General features: G+C 70.0%; 15 protein-coding genes. 5 read left to right on the plus strand and 10 right to left on the minus strand.

Going from position 1 to position 14,831, the window contains the following annotated elements; all coding sequences use genetic code 11:
* Window positions 1–25: 25 nt before the first annotated feature.
* The gene (locus QTI20_RS18845) at window positions 26–1,000 is read right to left on the minus strand and encodes a tripartite tricarboxylate transporter substrate binding protein BugE (protein ID WP_183026237.1); all 975 of its coding nucleotides are present in this window, start codon (window positions 998–1,000) and stop codon (window positions 26–28) included.
* Window positions 1,001–1,113: 113 nt separating this feature from the next.
* Between QTI20_RS18845 and QTI20_RS18850 the strand changes: the two genes are divergently transcribed.
* Window positions 1,114–2,019: an AEC family transporter gene (locus QTI20_RS18850; RefSeq protein ID WP_286553052.1), complete on the plus strand. Its 906-nt coding sequence runs from the start codon at window positions 1,114–1,116 to the stop codon at window positions 2,017–2,019.
* 105 nt (window positions 2,020–2,124) lie between these two features.
* Window positions 2,125–2,646 carry a hypothetical protein gene (locus QTI20_RS18855; protein ID WP_286553054.1) on the plus strand — a complete coding sequence of 174 codons (522 nt, stop codon included), beginning with the start codon at window positions 2,125–2,127 and terminating at the stop codon, window positions 2,644–2,646.
* On the opposite strand, the gene QTI20_RS18860 is transcribed toward QTI20_RS18855, so the two are convergent.
* The 8 genes from QTI20_RS18860 to QTI20_RS18895 form a co-directional block, all read right to left on the minus strand.
* A complete protein-coding gene (locus tag QTI20_RS18860; RefSeq protein WP_286553473.1) occupies window positions 2,643–3,671 on the minus strand; it encodes an LLM class flavin-dependent oxidoreductase in 1,029 nt (342 codons plus the stop codon). The genes QTI20_RS18855 and QTI20_RS18860 overlap by 4 nt on opposite strands.
* Window positions 3,659–4,606, minus strand: a complete 948-nt coding sequence (locus QTI20_RS18865; RefSeq protein ID WP_286553056.1) for an ABC transporter substrate-binding protein — start codon at window positions 4,604–4,606, stop codon at window positions 3,659–3,661. The genes QTI20_RS18860 and QTI20_RS18865 overlap by 13 nt, the downstream gene beginning before the upstream one ends.
* A gap of 5 nt (window positions 4,607–4,611) precedes the next feature.
* Entirely contained in the window at window positions 4,612–5,532 is a 921-nt protein-coding gene (locus QTI20_RS18870; RefSeq protein ID WP_286553059.1) for an ABC transporter substrate-binding protein, read from the minus strand.
* 35 nt (window positions 5,533–5,567) lie between these two features.
* On the minus strand, window positions 5,568–7,376 hold the full coding sequence (locus QTI20_RS18875) for an amino acid ABC transporter permease/ATP-binding protein (RefSeq protein ID WP_286553062.1): 1,809 nt from the start codon (window positions 7,374–7,376) through the stop codon (window positions 5,568–5,570).
* Window positions 7,373–7,909, minus strand: coding sequence for a GNAT family N-acetyltransferase (locus QTI20_RS18880; protein ID WP_286553065.1), 537 nt, complete (start codon window positions 7,907–7,909; stop codon window positions 7,373–7,375). The genes QTI20_RS18875 and QTI20_RS18880 overlap by 4 nt, the downstream gene beginning before the upstream one ends.
* Window positions 7,909–9,246 carry an LLM class flavin-dependent oxidoreductase gene (locus tag QTI20_RS18885; protein WP_286553068.1) on the minus strand — a complete coding sequence of 446 codons (1,338 nt, stop codon included), beginning with the start codon at window positions 9,244–9,246 and terminating at the stop codon, window positions 7,909–7,911. The genes QTI20_RS18880 and QTI20_RS18885 overlap by 1 nt, the downstream gene beginning before the upstream one ends.
* 39 nt (window positions 9,247–9,285) lie before the next feature.
* A complete protein-coding gene (locus QTI20_RS18890; RefSeq protein ID WP_286553071.1) occupies window positions 9,286–10,290 on the minus strand; it encodes an MsnO8 family LLM class oxidoreductase in 1,005 nt (334 codons plus the stop codon).
* A gap of 127 nt (window positions 10,291–10,417) precedes the next feature.
* Window positions 10,418–11,191 (minus strand): hypothetical protein, encoded by a 774-nt coding sequence (locus QTI20_RS18895; protein ID WP_286553072.1) that lies wholly within the window; start codon window positions 11,189–11,191, stop codon window positions 10,418–10,420.
* Between the two features lie 394 nt (window positions 11,192–11,585).
* Between QTI20_RS18895 and QTI20_RS18900 the strand changes: the two genes are divergently transcribed.
* From QTI20_RS18900 to QTI20_RS18910, 3 genes are read left to right on the plus strand one after another with little or no spacing between them, the layout of a single operon-like run.
* Entirely contained in the window at window positions 11,586–11,882 is a 297-nt protein-coding gene (locus QTI20_RS18900; RefSeq protein WP_219209585.1) for an iron uptake protein, read from the plus strand.
* Between the two features lie 12 nt (window positions 11,883–11,894).
* Window positions 11,895–13,577 (plus strand): PepSY-associated TM helix domain-containing protein, encoded by a 1,683-nt coding sequence (locus tag QTI20_RS18905; protein ID WP_286553075.1) that lies wholly within the window; start codon window positions 11,895–11,897, stop codon window positions 13,575–13,577.
* Entirely contained in the window at window positions 13,570–13,887 is a 318-nt protein-coding gene (locus QTI20_RS18910) for a DUF3325 domain-containing protein (protein ID WP_183026227.1), read from the plus strand. The genes QTI20_RS18905 and QTI20_RS18910 overlap by 8 nt, the downstream gene beginning before the upstream one ends.
* Here QTI20_RS18910 and QTI20_RS18915 read toward each other — a convergent pair.
* The gene (locus QTI20_RS18915) at window positions 13,884–14,831 is read right to left on the minus strand and encodes a M14 family metallopeptidase (RefSeq protein WP_286553077.1); all 948 of its coding nucleotides are present in this window, start codon (window positions 14,829–14,831) and stop codon (window positions 13,884–13,886) included. The two genes, QTI20_RS18910 and QTI20_RS18915, sit on opposite strands and share 4 nt — an antisense overlap.

The following is a 14,831-nucleotide window of genomic DNA, read 5'->3' on the forward strand; positions in this document are numbered from 1 at the left end:
GCTTTCGAGGCGAAGGCGCGACGGCCTACTCCAGCGTGAGCTTCTGCTTGACCACGACCTGCTTGTAGACCTCGAACTCGGCCTTGATCTGGGCCGCGAACTGCTCGGGCGTGTTGGCCACGATGATCGAGTCGGTGTCCTCGATGCGCTTGCGCACCGCCGGGTCGGCCAGCGCCTTGCGCGTGCCTTCGCTGATCTTGTCGACCACTTCCTTCGGCAGGCCCTTGGGGCCCAGGATGCCGTAGTAGGCCATGCGGTTGACCGGTTCCAGGCCGACTTCCTTGAAGGTCGGCACGTTGGGCAGGGCCGCCACGCGGTTGGGCGCGCTCACCACGATCGGGACCAGCCGGCCGGCCTTGATGAAGGGCAGCGCCGAGGGCAGGTTGTCGAAGATGATCGGCACCTGGCCGGCCACCGTGTCGTTGAGCGCCGGGCCCGCGCCGCGGTACGGGATGTGGGTGACGAAGGTGTTGGTCAGGCTCTTGTAGAGCTCCATCAGCAGGTGGCCGATGCCGCCCGTGCCCGAGGACGAGTACGAGTACTTGCCCGGGTTCTTCTTGAGCTCGGCCACGAACTCGGCGTAGTTCTTGGCCGGGAAGTTCGGGTTGACCGCGATGATGTTCGGCGTCGCCGCGATGTTGATGATCGGCGTGAAGTCGTTGATCGGGTCGTAGGGCGTCTTCGGGTTGATCGCCGGGTTGGCGGCGGTGCTCGAGACGGTGGCGATGCCCAGCTTGTAGCCATCGGGCGCCGCGCGCGCGGTCTCGGCCGCGCCGACCACGCCGCCGCCGCCGGCCTTGTTGATGACGATCACGCTCTGTCCCAGCGTCCGGCCCAGCGGGTCGGCGATCACGCGCGCCACGATGTCGGTGGTGCCGCCCGGTGCGAAGGGCACCTGGAGCTCGATGGCCCTGTTCGGATAACCCTGTGCCAGCACCGGCCCGGCGATGGCGACCATTGCCGCTGCACCTGCGAGAGCGCCCCATTGACGACGTTGCATCAGCAAACTCCTTGTGAGTGAAAGTCGTGGAAACGAAAACGGCCATGCTAGCGGCTCGGCGCCGATCCCGATGCCCAGGATTACCCACGGAGCGCACGGTTTATCCTCGACCGGTGAACTACGCGCAGCTCCTCTTCCCCGACTTCTCCCTGATCGCCTGCGGCTGGCTGCTGTGCCGCTACACCGCCCTCGACCGCCGCGTGTGGGACCAGGTCGAGAGCCTGGTCTACTACTTCCTGTTCCCGGTGCTGCTGTTCCATTCGATCGTGCGCAGCCCGATCGACTTCGGCGAGACCTCGCACCTGCTGGCCGCCGGCCTGGGCGTCTGCGCCAGCGGCGTCGCGCTGGCCTATGTGCTGCCCCACCTGCCCGGCATCGGCCCGCACATCGACCGGCGCGAACACGCGGGCAGCGTGCAGGTCGCGTTCCGCTTCAACTCCTTCATCTGCCTGGCGCTGGCCGACCGGCTCGGCGGCGCGCAGGGCCTGCTGATGATCGCGGTGCTGATCGGCGTGGGCGTGCCGCTGATGAACGTGGCGGCGGTCTGGCCGATGGCGCGCCATGCGCAGACCGGCTTCCTGCGCCAGCTGCTGCGCAACCCGCTGATCGTCGCGACCGCCACCGGCCTGGTGGTCAACCTGCTCGGGCTCGGCGTGCCGACCTGGATGGAGCCCACGCTGACCCGCATCGGCGCGGCCTCGCTGGCGCTGGGCCTGATGGCGGCCGGCGCCGGCATGCAGTTCGCGACGCTGGCGCGCGGCAAGGTGCTGGCGGTGTCGCTGCTGTCGATCCGCCACCTGCTGCTGCCGCTGATCGGCTGGGCCCTGGCGCGCGCGCTGCGGCTGGACCCGGTGCAGGCCAGCGTGCTCCTGACCTTCTCCGCCGTGCCCACGGCCTCGAGCGCCTACGTGCTGGCGGCGCGCATGGGCTACAACGGGCCCTACGTGGCGGGGCTGGTCACGCTGTCCACGCTGCTGGGCGTGGCGAGCCTGCCCTTCGCGCTCGCGCTGCCGCGCTGACAGCCGCGGGCCCGCGGCGCCATCCCCCGTTCGGGGGACTGTTCATTTGAATACCAAAGAATTAGCATTCCTGGCCGTGATCGACCTCGGCAAAGGAGCTTTTCCATGGGCTTCGGACTCGACCTCTTCGACAACGCCGCGCTGCGGCTCGCGAGCGGCCTGCTGCTCCTGCTGGCCCTCGGCGGCTGGGGCTGGCGCTGGATCGCCACGCAGCGTTCGGCGCGCAGGCGCATCGCGGCCGCCCGCGTGCGCGCGGGCCACCTGCCCAACGAGATCCCCACGATGCGCGGCGGCCTCGGCGGCACGCAGAACGGCGCCGCGCCCGACACCCTGCCCGAGTGGTTCATCCAGGGCAAGGGCGGCCATGCGGTGGTCGACGAGCGGCCGCGCGTCCACCTGCGCTACCGCGACCCGCAGGGCCACAAGGCCGAATGCACGCTGCAGATCGAGCAGGTCGACCTGCGCCGGCGCTTCATCGTGGGCCACGGCGACCTGCCGGGCCAGACCCGCGTGGTGCCCTTGCATGCGATCCAGAGCGCGCGCATGGCGGCCACCGGCCAGCGCTTCAACGTCGACTTCTGGTTCGATGCGGTGAAGGTGGCGCGCCGGCGGCGCGGCGACAGCTAAACCGCATGCACGCCGCCGCGCCATCCCAGCGCCGGCGCGACGCGCAGCGACAGGTCGCTCAGGATCTGCGCGTACTCCTCGCCGCTGAAGTTGTAGGGCAGCTCCACGCGCAGCTCGTCCACCAGCGGCAGCACCGGGTCGCGGTGCAGGCGCTCCAGGATCTCGTCCGACGTGCCCACCAGGTCGGACGCGAACAGCGTGCGCCGCACGCCCTGCGGCGCCAGCGTGCGCTCGACACGCCCGGCCGCGAAGGCGCGGTAGCGCCGGCGGGTGGCGGCATCGGCGCCGTCCAGCGGCACGATCACGCGGCCCAGCGCCACCCGGCCCCGGCGCGCGCCGGTCTCGCTGGCGCGGTAGCGCGCGACCAGGCCGCCTTGCGCGGCGAGGAAGTCGTCGGTGGTCTCGCCCGTCAGCACGTTGCCCTGCAGCAGGTTGAAGCCGTTGCGCCCCGCCCACTCGGCCGAGCGCAGCGAGCCGCCGCCGTACCAGAGCCGGTCGATCAGCCCCGGCGCATGCGGCTGCACCTGCGGCCGCACGCGCCCGCCGGCCGACTCGACGAAGGTCTGGGCGTCGCCGAGCAGCGTGTCTTCGAGGTTGGCCTTGAAGCGGCCCACGCGCTTGTGGCTGAAGTCGACGGTGTTCGGCGGCGCATCGTAGAAGCGCTGGCCCAGCAGTGCGCCGTGCGGCGGCGCGCCCGCGCTCAGGCCCACCTGCAGCCGGCCGCGCGACAGGATGTCGACCGTGGCCATGTCCTCGGCCAGGCGGAACGGGTTCTCGTAGCCCATCTGGATCACCGCCACGCCCAGCTCGATGCGGCGCGTGCGCTGGGTGGCGGCGGCCAGGAAGGTCGCGGCCGAGGACACGCCGCGTTCCAGGTGCCGCTGCCGCACCCAGGCGCCGTCGAAGCCCAGCCGCTCGCCGAGCTCGAACAGGCCCAGTGCGGTCTCCAGGCCCGCCAGCGGGTCGGCCTCGGCATAGTTGCCGGGCGTGAGGAAGGCCAGGTGCCGGATGCTCACGGCGCGAATTTCGGCAGGCCGGGCGGGTTGGTCTCCGACTTCGGCAGCGCCTCTTCCGCGAGGCTCCAGCGCGCCAGCGTCTTCGCGTAGCTTCCGTTGCGGATCAGCTGGTTGGTGGCCGCGGTCAGCGCCACGGCCAGGCCGCTGCCCTTGCGCGTGGCGATCGCCACGTCGGACTTCAGCGGCCAGCCCGCGTTGACCGTGCCGACCAGCCGGATCTGGCCGTTCTTCGCGGCCTCGTAGGCCTGCGGCGCGTTGGGGTTGAAGTTGGCCTCCACCCGCTGGGTGACCACCGCCAGCGTGCGCGTCACATCGTCGTCGTAGTACTGGATCGTGGCGGGCTTGAGGCCGGCCGCGGCGTTCTGCCGGTTCCACTCGAGCAGGATGCGCTCCTGGTTGGTGCCCGCGCCGGTCGTGAGCTTCAGGCCCGCGATGTCCTTCGGTTCCTTGATGCTCTGGATGGCGCTGTCGGCCTTGACGTAGAAGCCGTGCAGACCCAGCCGGTAGGTCGAGAAGTCGAACTTCTCCTTGCGCTGCTCGGTCACGCCCACGTTGGAGATCACCGCGTCGTACTTGCCCGAGCTCAGGCCCAGCGGCCAGTCGGCCCAGGCGATGGGCTGCAGCTCGAGCTTCAGGCCCAGGGTGTCGGCCACGAGCAGCGCGAAGTCGGCGTCGAAGCCCACCACGGTACGGGCGTCGGTGGCATAGGTCGAGATGGGTGGCGCGAAGGGCGCGATGGCGACGGTCAGCACGCCCTCCTTCACGAACTTGAAGTTCGGCGGAATGGCCTTCACGGCCTCGGCATCCTTGGACGCGCGCGGTCGGCCCGCCTGCTCGGGGCTGAAGTCGAACTTGTCGGCGGCATGGGCCGCGCCGGTGATCAGCGCGAGGGCGACGACGCTGCGGGCGATCCACGCCGCGGATGGGTTCCTGGTGAATGGCATGGTCTTCAGTTCTTCGGCAGGCCGGGCGGGTTGGTGCGCGAGCTCTGGATGGCTTCGGATTCCAGGCTCCAGCGCGACAGGGTCCTGGCGTAGTTGCCGTTCCTGATCTGCGTGTTCAGCGCCAGCGTCACCGCCTCGGCGATGCCCGAGCCCTTGCGCGAGGTGACGGCGATCTCGGCGTTCAGCGGCCAGCCGCCGGAGAACACGCCGGCCAGCCGGGTCTTGCCGTCGCGCGCCTCGTAGGCCGCGATGGCGTTCGGCCCCACGTAGATGTCGGCGCGGCCCGACTGGATCGCCAGGCGCTGCACCACATCGTCGTCGTAGTACTGGAGCTCGATGGGCTTGAGCCCGGCCGCCACGTTCTGCTTGTTCCAGCGCAGGATGATCTGCTCCTGGTTGGTGCTGGCCTGCACGATGGTGCGCAGGCCCGCGATGTCCTTGGGTTCCTTGATCGCGCCCAGCTTGCTGTCGGACTTCACGTAGATGCCGATCTGGTCGTTGCGGTAGGTCGAGAAGTCGAACTTCTCCTTGCGCTCCTCGGTCACGGTCACGTTGGACACCACCAGGTCGAACTTTCCCGACTGCAGGCCCAGCGGCCAGTCGCCCCAGGTGGTGGACACCAGCTCCAGCCTGCGCCCCAGGCTGTCGGCCACCAGTTGCGCGATGTCGGGCGCGTTGCCCACGGGCGTCCTGGTGTCGGTGGCATAAGCCGCGAAAGGCAGGCGGCCGGTGGTGGTGCCGACGACGAGCACGCCCTCCTTCTGGAACTTGAAGTCCCTGGCCAGCGCCACCGCCTCCTCGTTCTTCTGCGCGCGCGGGCGGCCCGCCTGCTCGGGGCTCAGGTCGGGCGCGGTCTGGGCGGCGGCGGCCAGCGGCAGCAGCAGCGCCGCCAGCAGAACGGACAGGATGTTTCGTCGAGGGGTCATGAAGTGCAATGCAGTAAGAAGAAGAAGAGAAGGAATCAGAGGACCTTGGCCAGGAACTCGGCCGTGCGCGGATGCTTCGGCGCGTTGAACACCTGCTCGGGCGTGCCGGTTTCGAGGATGCGGCCGCGCTCCATGAAGACGATGGTGTCGGCCACCTCGCGCGCGAAGCCGATCTCGTGCGTGACGATCAGCAGCGTGGTGCCCGAGCGCGCCAGCTCCTTGATCACCGCCAGCACCTCGCCCACCAGCTCGGGGTCGAGCGCCGAGGTGGGCTCGTCGAACAGCAGCACCTTGGGCTTGAGCGCCAGCGCGCGCGCGATGGCCACGCGCTGCTGCTGGCCGCCGGAGAGCTGGCGCGGGTAGGCATGCGTCTTGTCGGCCAGGCCCACGCGCCGCAGCAGCTCGGAGGCCAGCGCCTCGGCGTCGGTACGCGACAGGCCGCGCACCGAGACCGGCGCCTCGACGATGTTCTCCAGCACCGTGAGGTGCGGGAACAGGTTGAAGTTCTGGAACACCATGCCGACATCGACCCGGCGCTTCAGGATCTCCTTCTCGTGCAGCTCGTAGAGGGTGTCGGCATCGCGACGGTAGCCGATCAGTTCGCCGTCGATGGCGATGAAGCCGTCGTCCACCCGCTCCAGGTGGTTGATGGCGCGCAGCAGCGTCGACTTGCCCGAGCCCGACTGGCCGAGGATCACCGTGACGCTGCCCTGCCCCACCGTGAGCGTCACCTCGTCGAGCACCTCGAGCGCGCCGAAGCGCTTGGAGATGCCGTGGATCGTGACCTCGCCGCCCTGCGTGAGCGGATCGGTCCAGCGCGGCAGCTGCGCGGGTGCCGCGGCGGGCGGTGCCGCGGGCTCGCTCGCCGCCGCCTTCGAAGGCCACAGCCCGCGCAGCACACCGCCGAGCCACGAGCGCGGCGGGTTGCGCAAGGCACCGCGCGAGAAATGCCGCTCCACGTAGTGCTGCACCACCGACAGCGCCGTGAGGATCACCAGGTACCAGACGGTCGCCACCATCAGCAGCGGGATCACTTCCAGGTTGCGCCGGTAGATGATCTGGATCGTGTAGAACAGCTCGGGCAGCGCCAGGATGTAGAGGTTGGACGTGCCCTTGGCCAGCCCGATGATGTCGTTGAAGGCCGTGGGCAGGATGGTGCGCATCGCCTGCGGCAGGACGATGCGGAACGACTGCCGGCTGCGCGACAGGCCCAGCGCCGCCGCGGCCTCGAGCTGGCCCTGCTCCACCGACAGGATGCCACCGCGCACGATCTCCGAGGCGAAGGCCGCCTGGTTCAGCGTCAGGCCCAGCAGCGCCGCCACGAAGGGGCTGATCAGCTGGGTGGTCGGGTAGGAGAAGAAGGTGACATCGGTGCCGGGGATGCCCAGCGTCACCGTCTCGTAGAGGTAGCCGAGGTTGTTGATGATCAGCAGCAGCACGATCACCGGGATCGAGCGGAAGATCCAGGTGAACACCCACGACAGCCTCGACAGCAGCGGCGAGCGCGACACGCGCGCCAGCGCCAGCCCGGTGCCGAAGAAGAAGCCGAGCACCGCGCCCAGCGCCGTCAGCAGCAGCGTGCGGCCCAGGCCCTCGAGCACCGGCTCGGCGAAGAACCATTGCGCGAACACGCCCCAGCCCCAGCGCGGGTTGGTCAGGGTCGAATACAACACCACCGCGATGACCGCCGCCGCGAATACCGTGCCCACGGTGCGCGCCGGGTAGCGGGCGGGCACGATGCGGAAGTGCGAGTAGTCGCCTTTTTCCGGCGCGGCGGGTGCGGCACGTGGCGCCGGCGGCACGCGCGCCGGTGCGGCCTCGCCGTCGAGGACGGTGGTGTTCATCGCTGCACCGCCTCGGCCTGCTGCGGCACGATCCGGGCCGACGGGCGCGCCAGCTGCAGCTGCTTCTCGAAGGGCAGCTTGCGCGGCGTCTCCGGGTCCTCGGGCGGATCGAACAGCGCGGTGTAGCCGTGGCCCAGGTACAGCCCCACCGCCTCCGGCTGGCGAAAGCCGGTGGTCAGGTAGATGCGTTCATAGCCCTGGCGCCGCACCTGCGCCTCCAATTCGAGCAGCACCTTGCTCGCCAGGCCCTGGCGCCGCAGCGCGCTGTGGGTCCACATGCGCTTGAGCTCGGCCGTGCGTTCGTCGTGGCGCATGAACGCGCCGCCGCCCACCGCCACGCCATCGCGCAGCAGCAGCACGAAGTTGCCATGGGGCGGCGCGAACAGATGCGCCGGGTAGCGCTCCATCTCGCGCGGCTCGCCGGGCTCGCGCAGCACGTCGCCGTAGCGGCTGTCGTACTCGAAGGCCAGCTCGTCGAGCAGCGGCCGCGCGCGTGGATCGAGCGGCGTGGTGTAGACGAAGGCTTCGCGCATCAGGCGGCCCTCCGTGCCGCGGCCGTGTCGCCCGCGGTCGCATGGCGGCTCGCCTTGCGCGGCAGGCCCAGGTGGTCGCGCAGCGTCCGCCCCGGCAGCGCGCGGCTGTAGCGCCCGCGCGCCTCCAGCACCGGCAGCACGAATTCGATGAAGTCGTCCAGGCCCTGGCCCAGCACCGGGAAGCCGAGGATGAAGCCGTCGGCCGCGCCCTCGTCTACCCAGCGGATGATCTCGTCGGCGATGCGTTCGCCCGTGCCCACGAAGGCGGTGCGCGGCGTCGCCACTTCGAGCGCCACTTCGCGCAGCGTCAGGCCCTTGGCCCTGGCGTTGGCCTTGATGCGGTCGGTGGTCGAGCGAAAGCTGTTGCGGCCGATCTCGCCCAGTTCGGGGAAGGCATCGTCCAGCGCGTACTGGCCGAAGTCGTGGTGGTCGAAGAAGCGGCCCAGGTAGGCCAGTGCTTCCTCGATGGTCAGCAGTTCGCGGATCAGCCGGTACTTGGCCTCGGCCTCTTCCTCGGTGGCCGCGACCACCGGGCCGATGCCGGGGAAGATCTTCACGTCGTCGGCCCGGCGGCCCTGCGCCACCGCGCTGGCCTTGACCTGGCGCAGGAAGCCGCGCGTCTCGTCGAGCGATGGCGAATGGGTGAACACCGCGTCGGCGTACTTGCCGGCCAGGCCGATGCCCGCGTCGGACGAACCGGCCTGGAAGATCACCGGCTGGCCCTGCGGCGAGCGCTGGATGTTGAGCGGCCCCGCCACCTCGAAGAAGCGGCCCTTGTGGTCGAGCGGGTGCAGCTTGTCGCGGTCGAAGAAGCGGCCGCTCGCGCGGTCGCGCACGAAGGCGTCGTCGTCCCAGCTGTCCCACAGGCCCTGGGTCACGGCCAGGTACTCGTCGGCGATCTCGTAACGCAGCGCATGCGCGGGGTGCGCGCGGCTGTAGTTCTTCGCGCTGCCTTCCAGCGGCGTGGTCACCACGTTCCAGCCCGCCCGGCCGCCGCTGATCAGGTCGAGCGAGGCGAACTGGCGCGCCACGGTGAACGGGTCGCTGTACGAACTCGACACCGTGCCCGCCAGCCCGATCTTCGAGGTCGCCACGGCCAGCGCCGAGAGGATCGAGATCGGCTCGAAGCGATTGAGGAAGTGCGGGATCGACTGCTCGTTGATGTAGAGCCCGTCGGCCACGAAGGCGAAGGCGATGCCGGCCGCCTCGGCCTTGCGCGCCGTGCCGATGAAGAAGTCGAGGTTGACGCTGGCGTCGGCCGGCCCGCCGGGGTGCTTCCACGAATTCATGTGGCTGCCCGCGCCTTGCAGCATGACGCCGAAGGGGATGTTGCGCATGCGATGCTTCCTTTGTCTCGTTGGGGGGAGGAATGCGGTTCAGGCCGGCACGCGCTCGCGCGCCGCGGCCAGCAGTTCGACCGCGGCATGGCGCGCCGCGAAGTCCGCGACCGGGATGTCAATGACGAGCTCCTCGATGCCGTGCTGTTCGCTCAGCGCATCGAGCGCATCGCGCACCTCCTCGCCCGTGCCTGCGATCACGTGCGGGCGCCGCTCTTCGGTGCGGTAGTCGCTCACGCCGGCCTGGCGCGCGAATTCGGCGGCGGCTTCGAGGCTGGGCAGGTTGACCGTCTGGCCGGTGGAGAGGTGCACCCGAAAGCTGCGCAGCGCGGCCACCCGTTCGGCGGCCTCTGCGCGCGTCGGCGCGGCGAAGGCGAAGAGCGCGAGCCACGGCGCGCGGCCGGCTTCGGCGCGGTAGGCCGCGATCGATTGCGCGAGGTTCACCGGGTCGCCGTTGAAGTGGCCCGCATAGACGAACTGCCAGCCCTGGCGCGCGGCCAGCACCGCGCTCTCGGGGCTGCCGCCCAGCAGCACGCGTTGCGGCGGCTGCGGGGGCTCGGGCCGGGCGAGCGCACCGGCCAGCGCGTGGTCGGGCGCGACACCGTCGTGCAGGAAGGCATCGAGCTCGGCCAGGCGAAGCGCGAAGTCTTCCTTCTTCCTGAGCGGATCGTGCAGCCATTGCAGCGCCTTGCTGGTCAGGGGCAGGCCGCCCGGCGCCTTGCCGATGCCCAGGTCCACCCGGCCCGGCGCCAGCGAGGCCAGCACGCGGAAGGTCTCGGCCACCTTGAAGGGGCTGTAGTGCTGCAGCATCACGCCGCCGGTGCCGACGCGGATGCGCGAGGTCCTGGCCAGCACATGCGCGGCCAGCACCTCGGGCGCCGAGCCCGCATAGCTGCTGTTGCCGTGGTGCTCGGCCAGCCAGTAGCGCCGGTAGCCCAGCCGCTCCGCGCTTTGCGCCAGCGCCACGGTGTGCTGGAAGGCCTGGGCGGCGTCGGCGCCTTCAGGGATCAGGCTCTTGTCGAGCAGGGACAGCGAATAGGACACGGTGTGCGGCGAAAGACGCCCCGGAGAGAATTGCTGCGAATTCTCTGGGGCCTTGCGCGCACCGCTTGCGCTGAATTCCTCTATCGATAGTTGAGGATTGCAGGGTCGAGCCCTGCAGCGGACCCGATCAGAAGCGGGCCTTGAGGAAGGCGCTCGGCCCCTGCAGCTTCACGCGCAGCCGCGTGTCGATGGTGTCGTCGCGCTTCAAGTCGATGTCGGTCACGCCGTACGACAGCACCAGGCCCACGTTCTTGATCGGGAACCACTCGACGCCCACGGCCGCGTTGTAGATGCTGCCGTGCACCTTGCCGCCGTTCTTCCAGACGCCCGAGGCATCGGCGAACAGGCGGAAGTCGGGCGTGAGCGCATGCCGCACGCCGACTTCCAGCAACGGCGCGATCGCGTCCTCGCTCTGGCTGGTGCTGAAGGCCGCGCTGGTGCCGTTGACCGTGGCGTTGGCGCGCGCGTCGAGCCCGACCCGGTAGTACGCGGCACCGGCACCCAGGCCGACCACCGTGTTGCCCGAACCGATCCACCACTTGTAGGCCAGCTTGGCGAACTCGATCTTGGTGTCGAGCGTGGCATCGGCCGAGGCCGCGACCTGGTTCGGCCCCACCGTGAAATTGCCGCCGACGCTCTGCGAGTAGCTGCGCGAATAGCGGTAGTAGTCGAAGGACAGGCCCTGGCTGTCGAACAGCAGCAGGTCGGCCGAGATCCGCGGCATGGTCACGGCATCGCGCTTGACGTCGCCGGAATCGAGCCGGCCATAGGGCGTGTCGAAGCGCGCGCCGAAAGTCGGCTCGGCATGAAAGGCGCCCACCGACAGGCTGAAGCGGTCGAGCGCGGGCGAGACCTGCGCGGCGGCCGGTGTGGCGGCGAGCCAGGCGGTGCCGAGCAACATGGCCAGCGTACAGAGACGACCGATGGGCATCGAGGATGGCGGGGACGACAGGGACAGGGGCATGACGGCGTGAGCTTTCTCTGGAGGTCGTCAGGGTCTGCGGCATTCGCATCCCTGTGCATGGTGGAGGTATTCCCTGGGGAGATGTCGATCCTCGGGCCGCCAGGCCGTCGACCGCATGCGCGCATGCCGATGCGGCGTGTAGGACTTTCACGACGATGAAGCGGGACCCGCGCGCACGCTGCCCCTACGATGCGCATGCATACCGCGCGCCCGGCGCCGAGGGTCGGGGATAATCACGCCGCTTCCGCAGATCACAGGTCAGCCACGCTTCCCAAGCCAGCCTGTCGCAGCGACCGCCCGCGCTTGCCGCGCCCGTTCCTGAACAACGACCATGACCGCTTCGACCCTGTCCCGCGTCCACCTCGCCTCGCGCATCGCCGCGGGCATGCTGGGCGGCTACGCCTTCACCTGGGGCTTCATCGCCCTGCTGATCGGCCTGCTGTTCGCCGCGAAGATGGAATTCCATGACGCCGAAGCGCTGGGCTACATCCTCGGTTTCATCGTCTTCCTGGGGGTCTTCCTCTGGGCCTTCAGCGCGCGCAGCCTGGCCCGCGTGTGGCTGGTGCTGGCCGGCGGCGGTGCCCTCATGACCGGCGCGGCCTGGCTCGTGCAGCGCGCCCTGCTCTAAGGACACCCCACCATGTTCCAGAATTTCCGCCTCACCATGGCCTGGCTGCACACCTGGTTCGGCCTGGTGCTGGGCTTCGTGCTGATGGTCGTGTTCTTCTTCGGCTCGCTGTCGGTGTTCGACCGCGAGATCGACCGCTGGGCGATTCCCGAATCGCGCTTCGCGCCGCAGCCCATGCCCTCCTTCGACAAGGTGCTGCTGCCGGTGTTCCAGGACATGAAGGCCAACCCCGAGAGCATCGCGCAAGCCCGCAGCCGCGTGAACGGCCCGATGGCCGAGAGCTTCCCGGTGGTCAAGAGCTGGAGCGCCTACACCACGCACCGCGATCCGGTGCTGGGCCTGTTCTCCAGCTACGAACTGCCCAACGCCAAGGACCCCGAAGACGGCGTCTTCGGTACCCGCACCATCGACCCGCGCAGCGGCAAGTCGCTGCCCGACGACCACCTCAAGATCGGCAGCCAGTTCTTCTACCCGCTGCACTACAGCCTGCACCTCGAGTGGAAGAACCTGGGCTACTGGATCGTCGGCTTCGCGGCGCTGATCATGCTGGTGGCGCTGGTCAGCGGCGTGGTGATGCACCGCAAGATCTTCCGCGAGCTCTTCACCTTCAGGCCGAAGAAGCACACGCAGCGCAGCGCGCTCGACCTGCACAACCTCACGGGCGTGGTGGCCCTGCCCTTCCATTTCATCTTCGCCTTCTCGGGCCTGGTGATCTTCGGCGGCATCTACTTCCCGGTGACCCACACGCAACTCGAGCCACTGCACGAGATGCACGAAAAGCACGAGGCGCTCGAGACCGGCCTGCCGCACGACCGCGCGGGCGTGGCCGGGCCGCTGGCCTCGGTCGATGCGATGGTGGCCGAGGCCCAGCGCCGCTGGGCCGCCAAGGACATGGCGGGCGAGGTGGGCTTCCTGAGCGTGCAGCACGTGGGCGATGCCAACAGCTACGTGAGCGTGTACCGCGCCGGCACCGACCGCATCGCGCTCACCGGCGAGGGCATGCACTTCAAGGCCGCGACCGGCGAGCTGCTGCGCGAAGACCCGCCGCTCACGCCCGTGGCCAGCATCAACACCTTCCTGACCGGCCTGCACCTGCAGCACTTCCGCCACTGGCTGCTGCGCTGGCTCTATGTGCTGGGCGGCCTCGCGGGCTGCGCCTGCATCGCGACCGGCTTCATCTTCTTCGTCGAGAAGCGCAAGCGCCAGCATGCCAGGCAGGGCAAGGGGGGCGCGCGCTGGGTCGACGGCTTCGCCGTGACCACGGTCACCGGCATGCTGGTCGCCGCGCTCGCCATGCTGATCGGCAACCGCCTGCTGCCCGACGTGATGCCCGCGGGCTGGCCCGGCAAGGGCGATGCCGAGAAGTACATCTTCTGGGGCGCCTGGGTGCTGGCCGGCCTGCACGGCCTGTGGCGCACCGCGCCCGTGGCCGAGGCGCGCATGGCGCCGGCCTGGGCCGAGCAGTGCTGGGCCATCGCGGCCCTGGCCGTCACGGCCGTGCTGCTCAACTGGATCACCACCGGCGACCACCTGCTGCGCACGCTCGGCGAACGCTACTGGCCCGTGGCCGGGGTCGACCTGTTCATGCTGGCCAGCGCCGCCATCGCGATCGGCGTGGCACGCAAGCTCGGCCGGCGCGCCGGCACGCCGGTGGCCGCCAGCGCCGCGCTGGCGGGGGAGCGTGCCCGTGCCTGATGCCGTGCTGCTCTTGCTGGCCGTGGCGGCCAACCTCGCGGGCCTGGGCTGGCTGGCCCTGGCGATGGACGTTCACTGGGAACAGGTCTTCGGGCCGCGCCCTGCATCGCCCGGTGCGGTGAAGCGGCTGCGCGTGCTCGGCGTGGCGGGCCTGGCCGTGTCGCTGGCGCTGTGCCTGCGCGTCGACCACGCGTCGATGGCCTTCCTGGTCTGGTTCATGACCTTGGCCGGCTCCGCGCTGGCCATCGCCTTCACGCTGAGCTGGCGGGCGCGCTGGCTGGGCCTGCTGGCCGGCCGCCTGACGTCCTAGATCTGCACCGTGAGGTAGACGCCCTCGCGCCCCACCACCGGGTCGCGCGTGGGCATGAAGATCGTGCAGTCGTCGCAGGGCGAGCGGATCTCCTGGCCCGCATCCACCGCGATCAGTTCGCCCTTGGCGAAGGTCTCGAAGCCGATCACCGGCCGCACGAAGGCGAAGCCCGGGGTCTTCACCATGTGCACCGCGAGCAGGCGGAAGCGCCGCGCGGGCGCGCCGGCCGAAGCCGCGGGCAACGCGTCGATGAGCCCGTGGTGCGCGAGGAAGCGCAGCGTCACGTCCGTCGCGAGCTCGGCCGCCGACTGGCTGAAATGCTGGCCGCACTCCACCACCACGGCACCGAGGCTGTCGCCCGCCGGATCGCCATGGCGCGCATAGGACATCACGCCCGTGCCCGGCGCCGCGCCCGGCGGCATGACCAGGTGCACCAGCGGGTTGCCCACGGCCAGCGTGAGCGCGGCATTGCGCGCGAACTCCGGGTAGACCCAGAAGGGCTGCACCGGCGCGCGCGTGGAGTGGATGTCGAGGATGCTGTCGGCCGCGGCCAGCACCGGGCGCAGTTCGCGCGCGCGGCGCAGCTCGGGGCTCTGCTCGGCGCCGTCGAGCATCTCGGGCGACCAGATGCGGTTGAGGTTGTGCACCAGCTGGCGGTTCTCGTAAGGCCGCTCGAGGTCGAAGGCCTCGTAGGCTTCGACATTCGCGAAGCTCACCGTGAGGGTGCCGACCCGGGGGCGCACGCCGGTGTCCAGCAGATGGGTCGCGGCCACCATGCCGCAGATCTCGTTGCCGTGGGTCAGCGCGTTGACCAGCACATGGGGGCCGGGCCGACCCGATGCGAAGCGGTGCACATAGTCGATGCCGGTGTTGCCCTGCCGGTAGGCCGACAGGTCGCGCGGCAGCACCTCCAGCGGCGAGCTGTCGGGAACGAAGGTCGTCAT

The organism is Variovorax sp. J2P1-31, assembly GCF_030317215.1.
Lineage (GTDB): Bacteria > Pseudomonadota > Gammaproteobacteria > Burkholderiales > Burkholderiaceae_C > Variovorax.

Coding starts and splice junctions, on each gene's coding strand:
- QTI20_RS18845 (WP_183026237.1), bottom strand. CDS start 1,000: ATGCAACGTCGTCAATGGGGCGCTCTCGCAGGTGCAGCGGCAATGGTC.
- QTI20_RS18855 (WP_286553054.1), top strand. CDS start 2,125: ATGGGCTTCGGACTCGACCTCTTCGACAACGCCGCGCTGCGGCTCGCG.
- QTI20_RS18865 (WP_286553056.1), bottom strand. CDS start 4,606: ATGCCATTCACCAGGAACCCATCCGCGGCGTGGATCGCCCGCAGCGTC.
- QTI20_RS18870 (WP_286553059.1), bottom strand. CDS start 5,532: ATGACCCCTCGACGAAACATCCTGTCCGTTCTGCTGGCGGCGCTGCTG.
- QTI20_RS18875 (WP_286553062.1), bottom strand. CDS start 7,376: ATGAACACCACCGTCCTCGACGGCGAGGCCGCACCGGCGCGCGTGCCG.
- QTI20_RS18880 (WP_286553065.1), bottom strand. CDS start 7,909: ATGCGCGAAGCCTTCGTCTACACCACGCCGCTCGATCCACGCGCGCGG.
- QTI20_RS18885 (WP_286553068.1), bottom strand. CDS start 9,246: ATGCGCAACATCCCCTTCGGCGTCATGCTGCAAGGCGCGGGCAGCCAC.
- QTI20_RS18895 (WP_286553072.1), bottom strand. CDS start 11,191: ATGTTGCTCGGCACCGCCTGGCTCGCCGCCACACCGGCCGCCGCGCAG.
- QTI20_RS18900 (WP_219209585.1), top strand. CDS start 11,586: ATGACCGCTTCGACCCTGTCCCGCGTCCACCTCGCCTCGCGCATCGCC.
- QTI20_RS18905 (WP_286553075.1), top strand. CDS start 11,895: ATGTTCCAGAATTTCCGCCTCACCATGGCCTGGCTGCACACCTGGTTC.
- QTI20_RS18915 (WP_286553077.1), bottom strand. CDS start 14,831: ATGACGACCTTCGTTCCCGACAGCTCGCCGCTGGAGGTGCTGCCGCGC.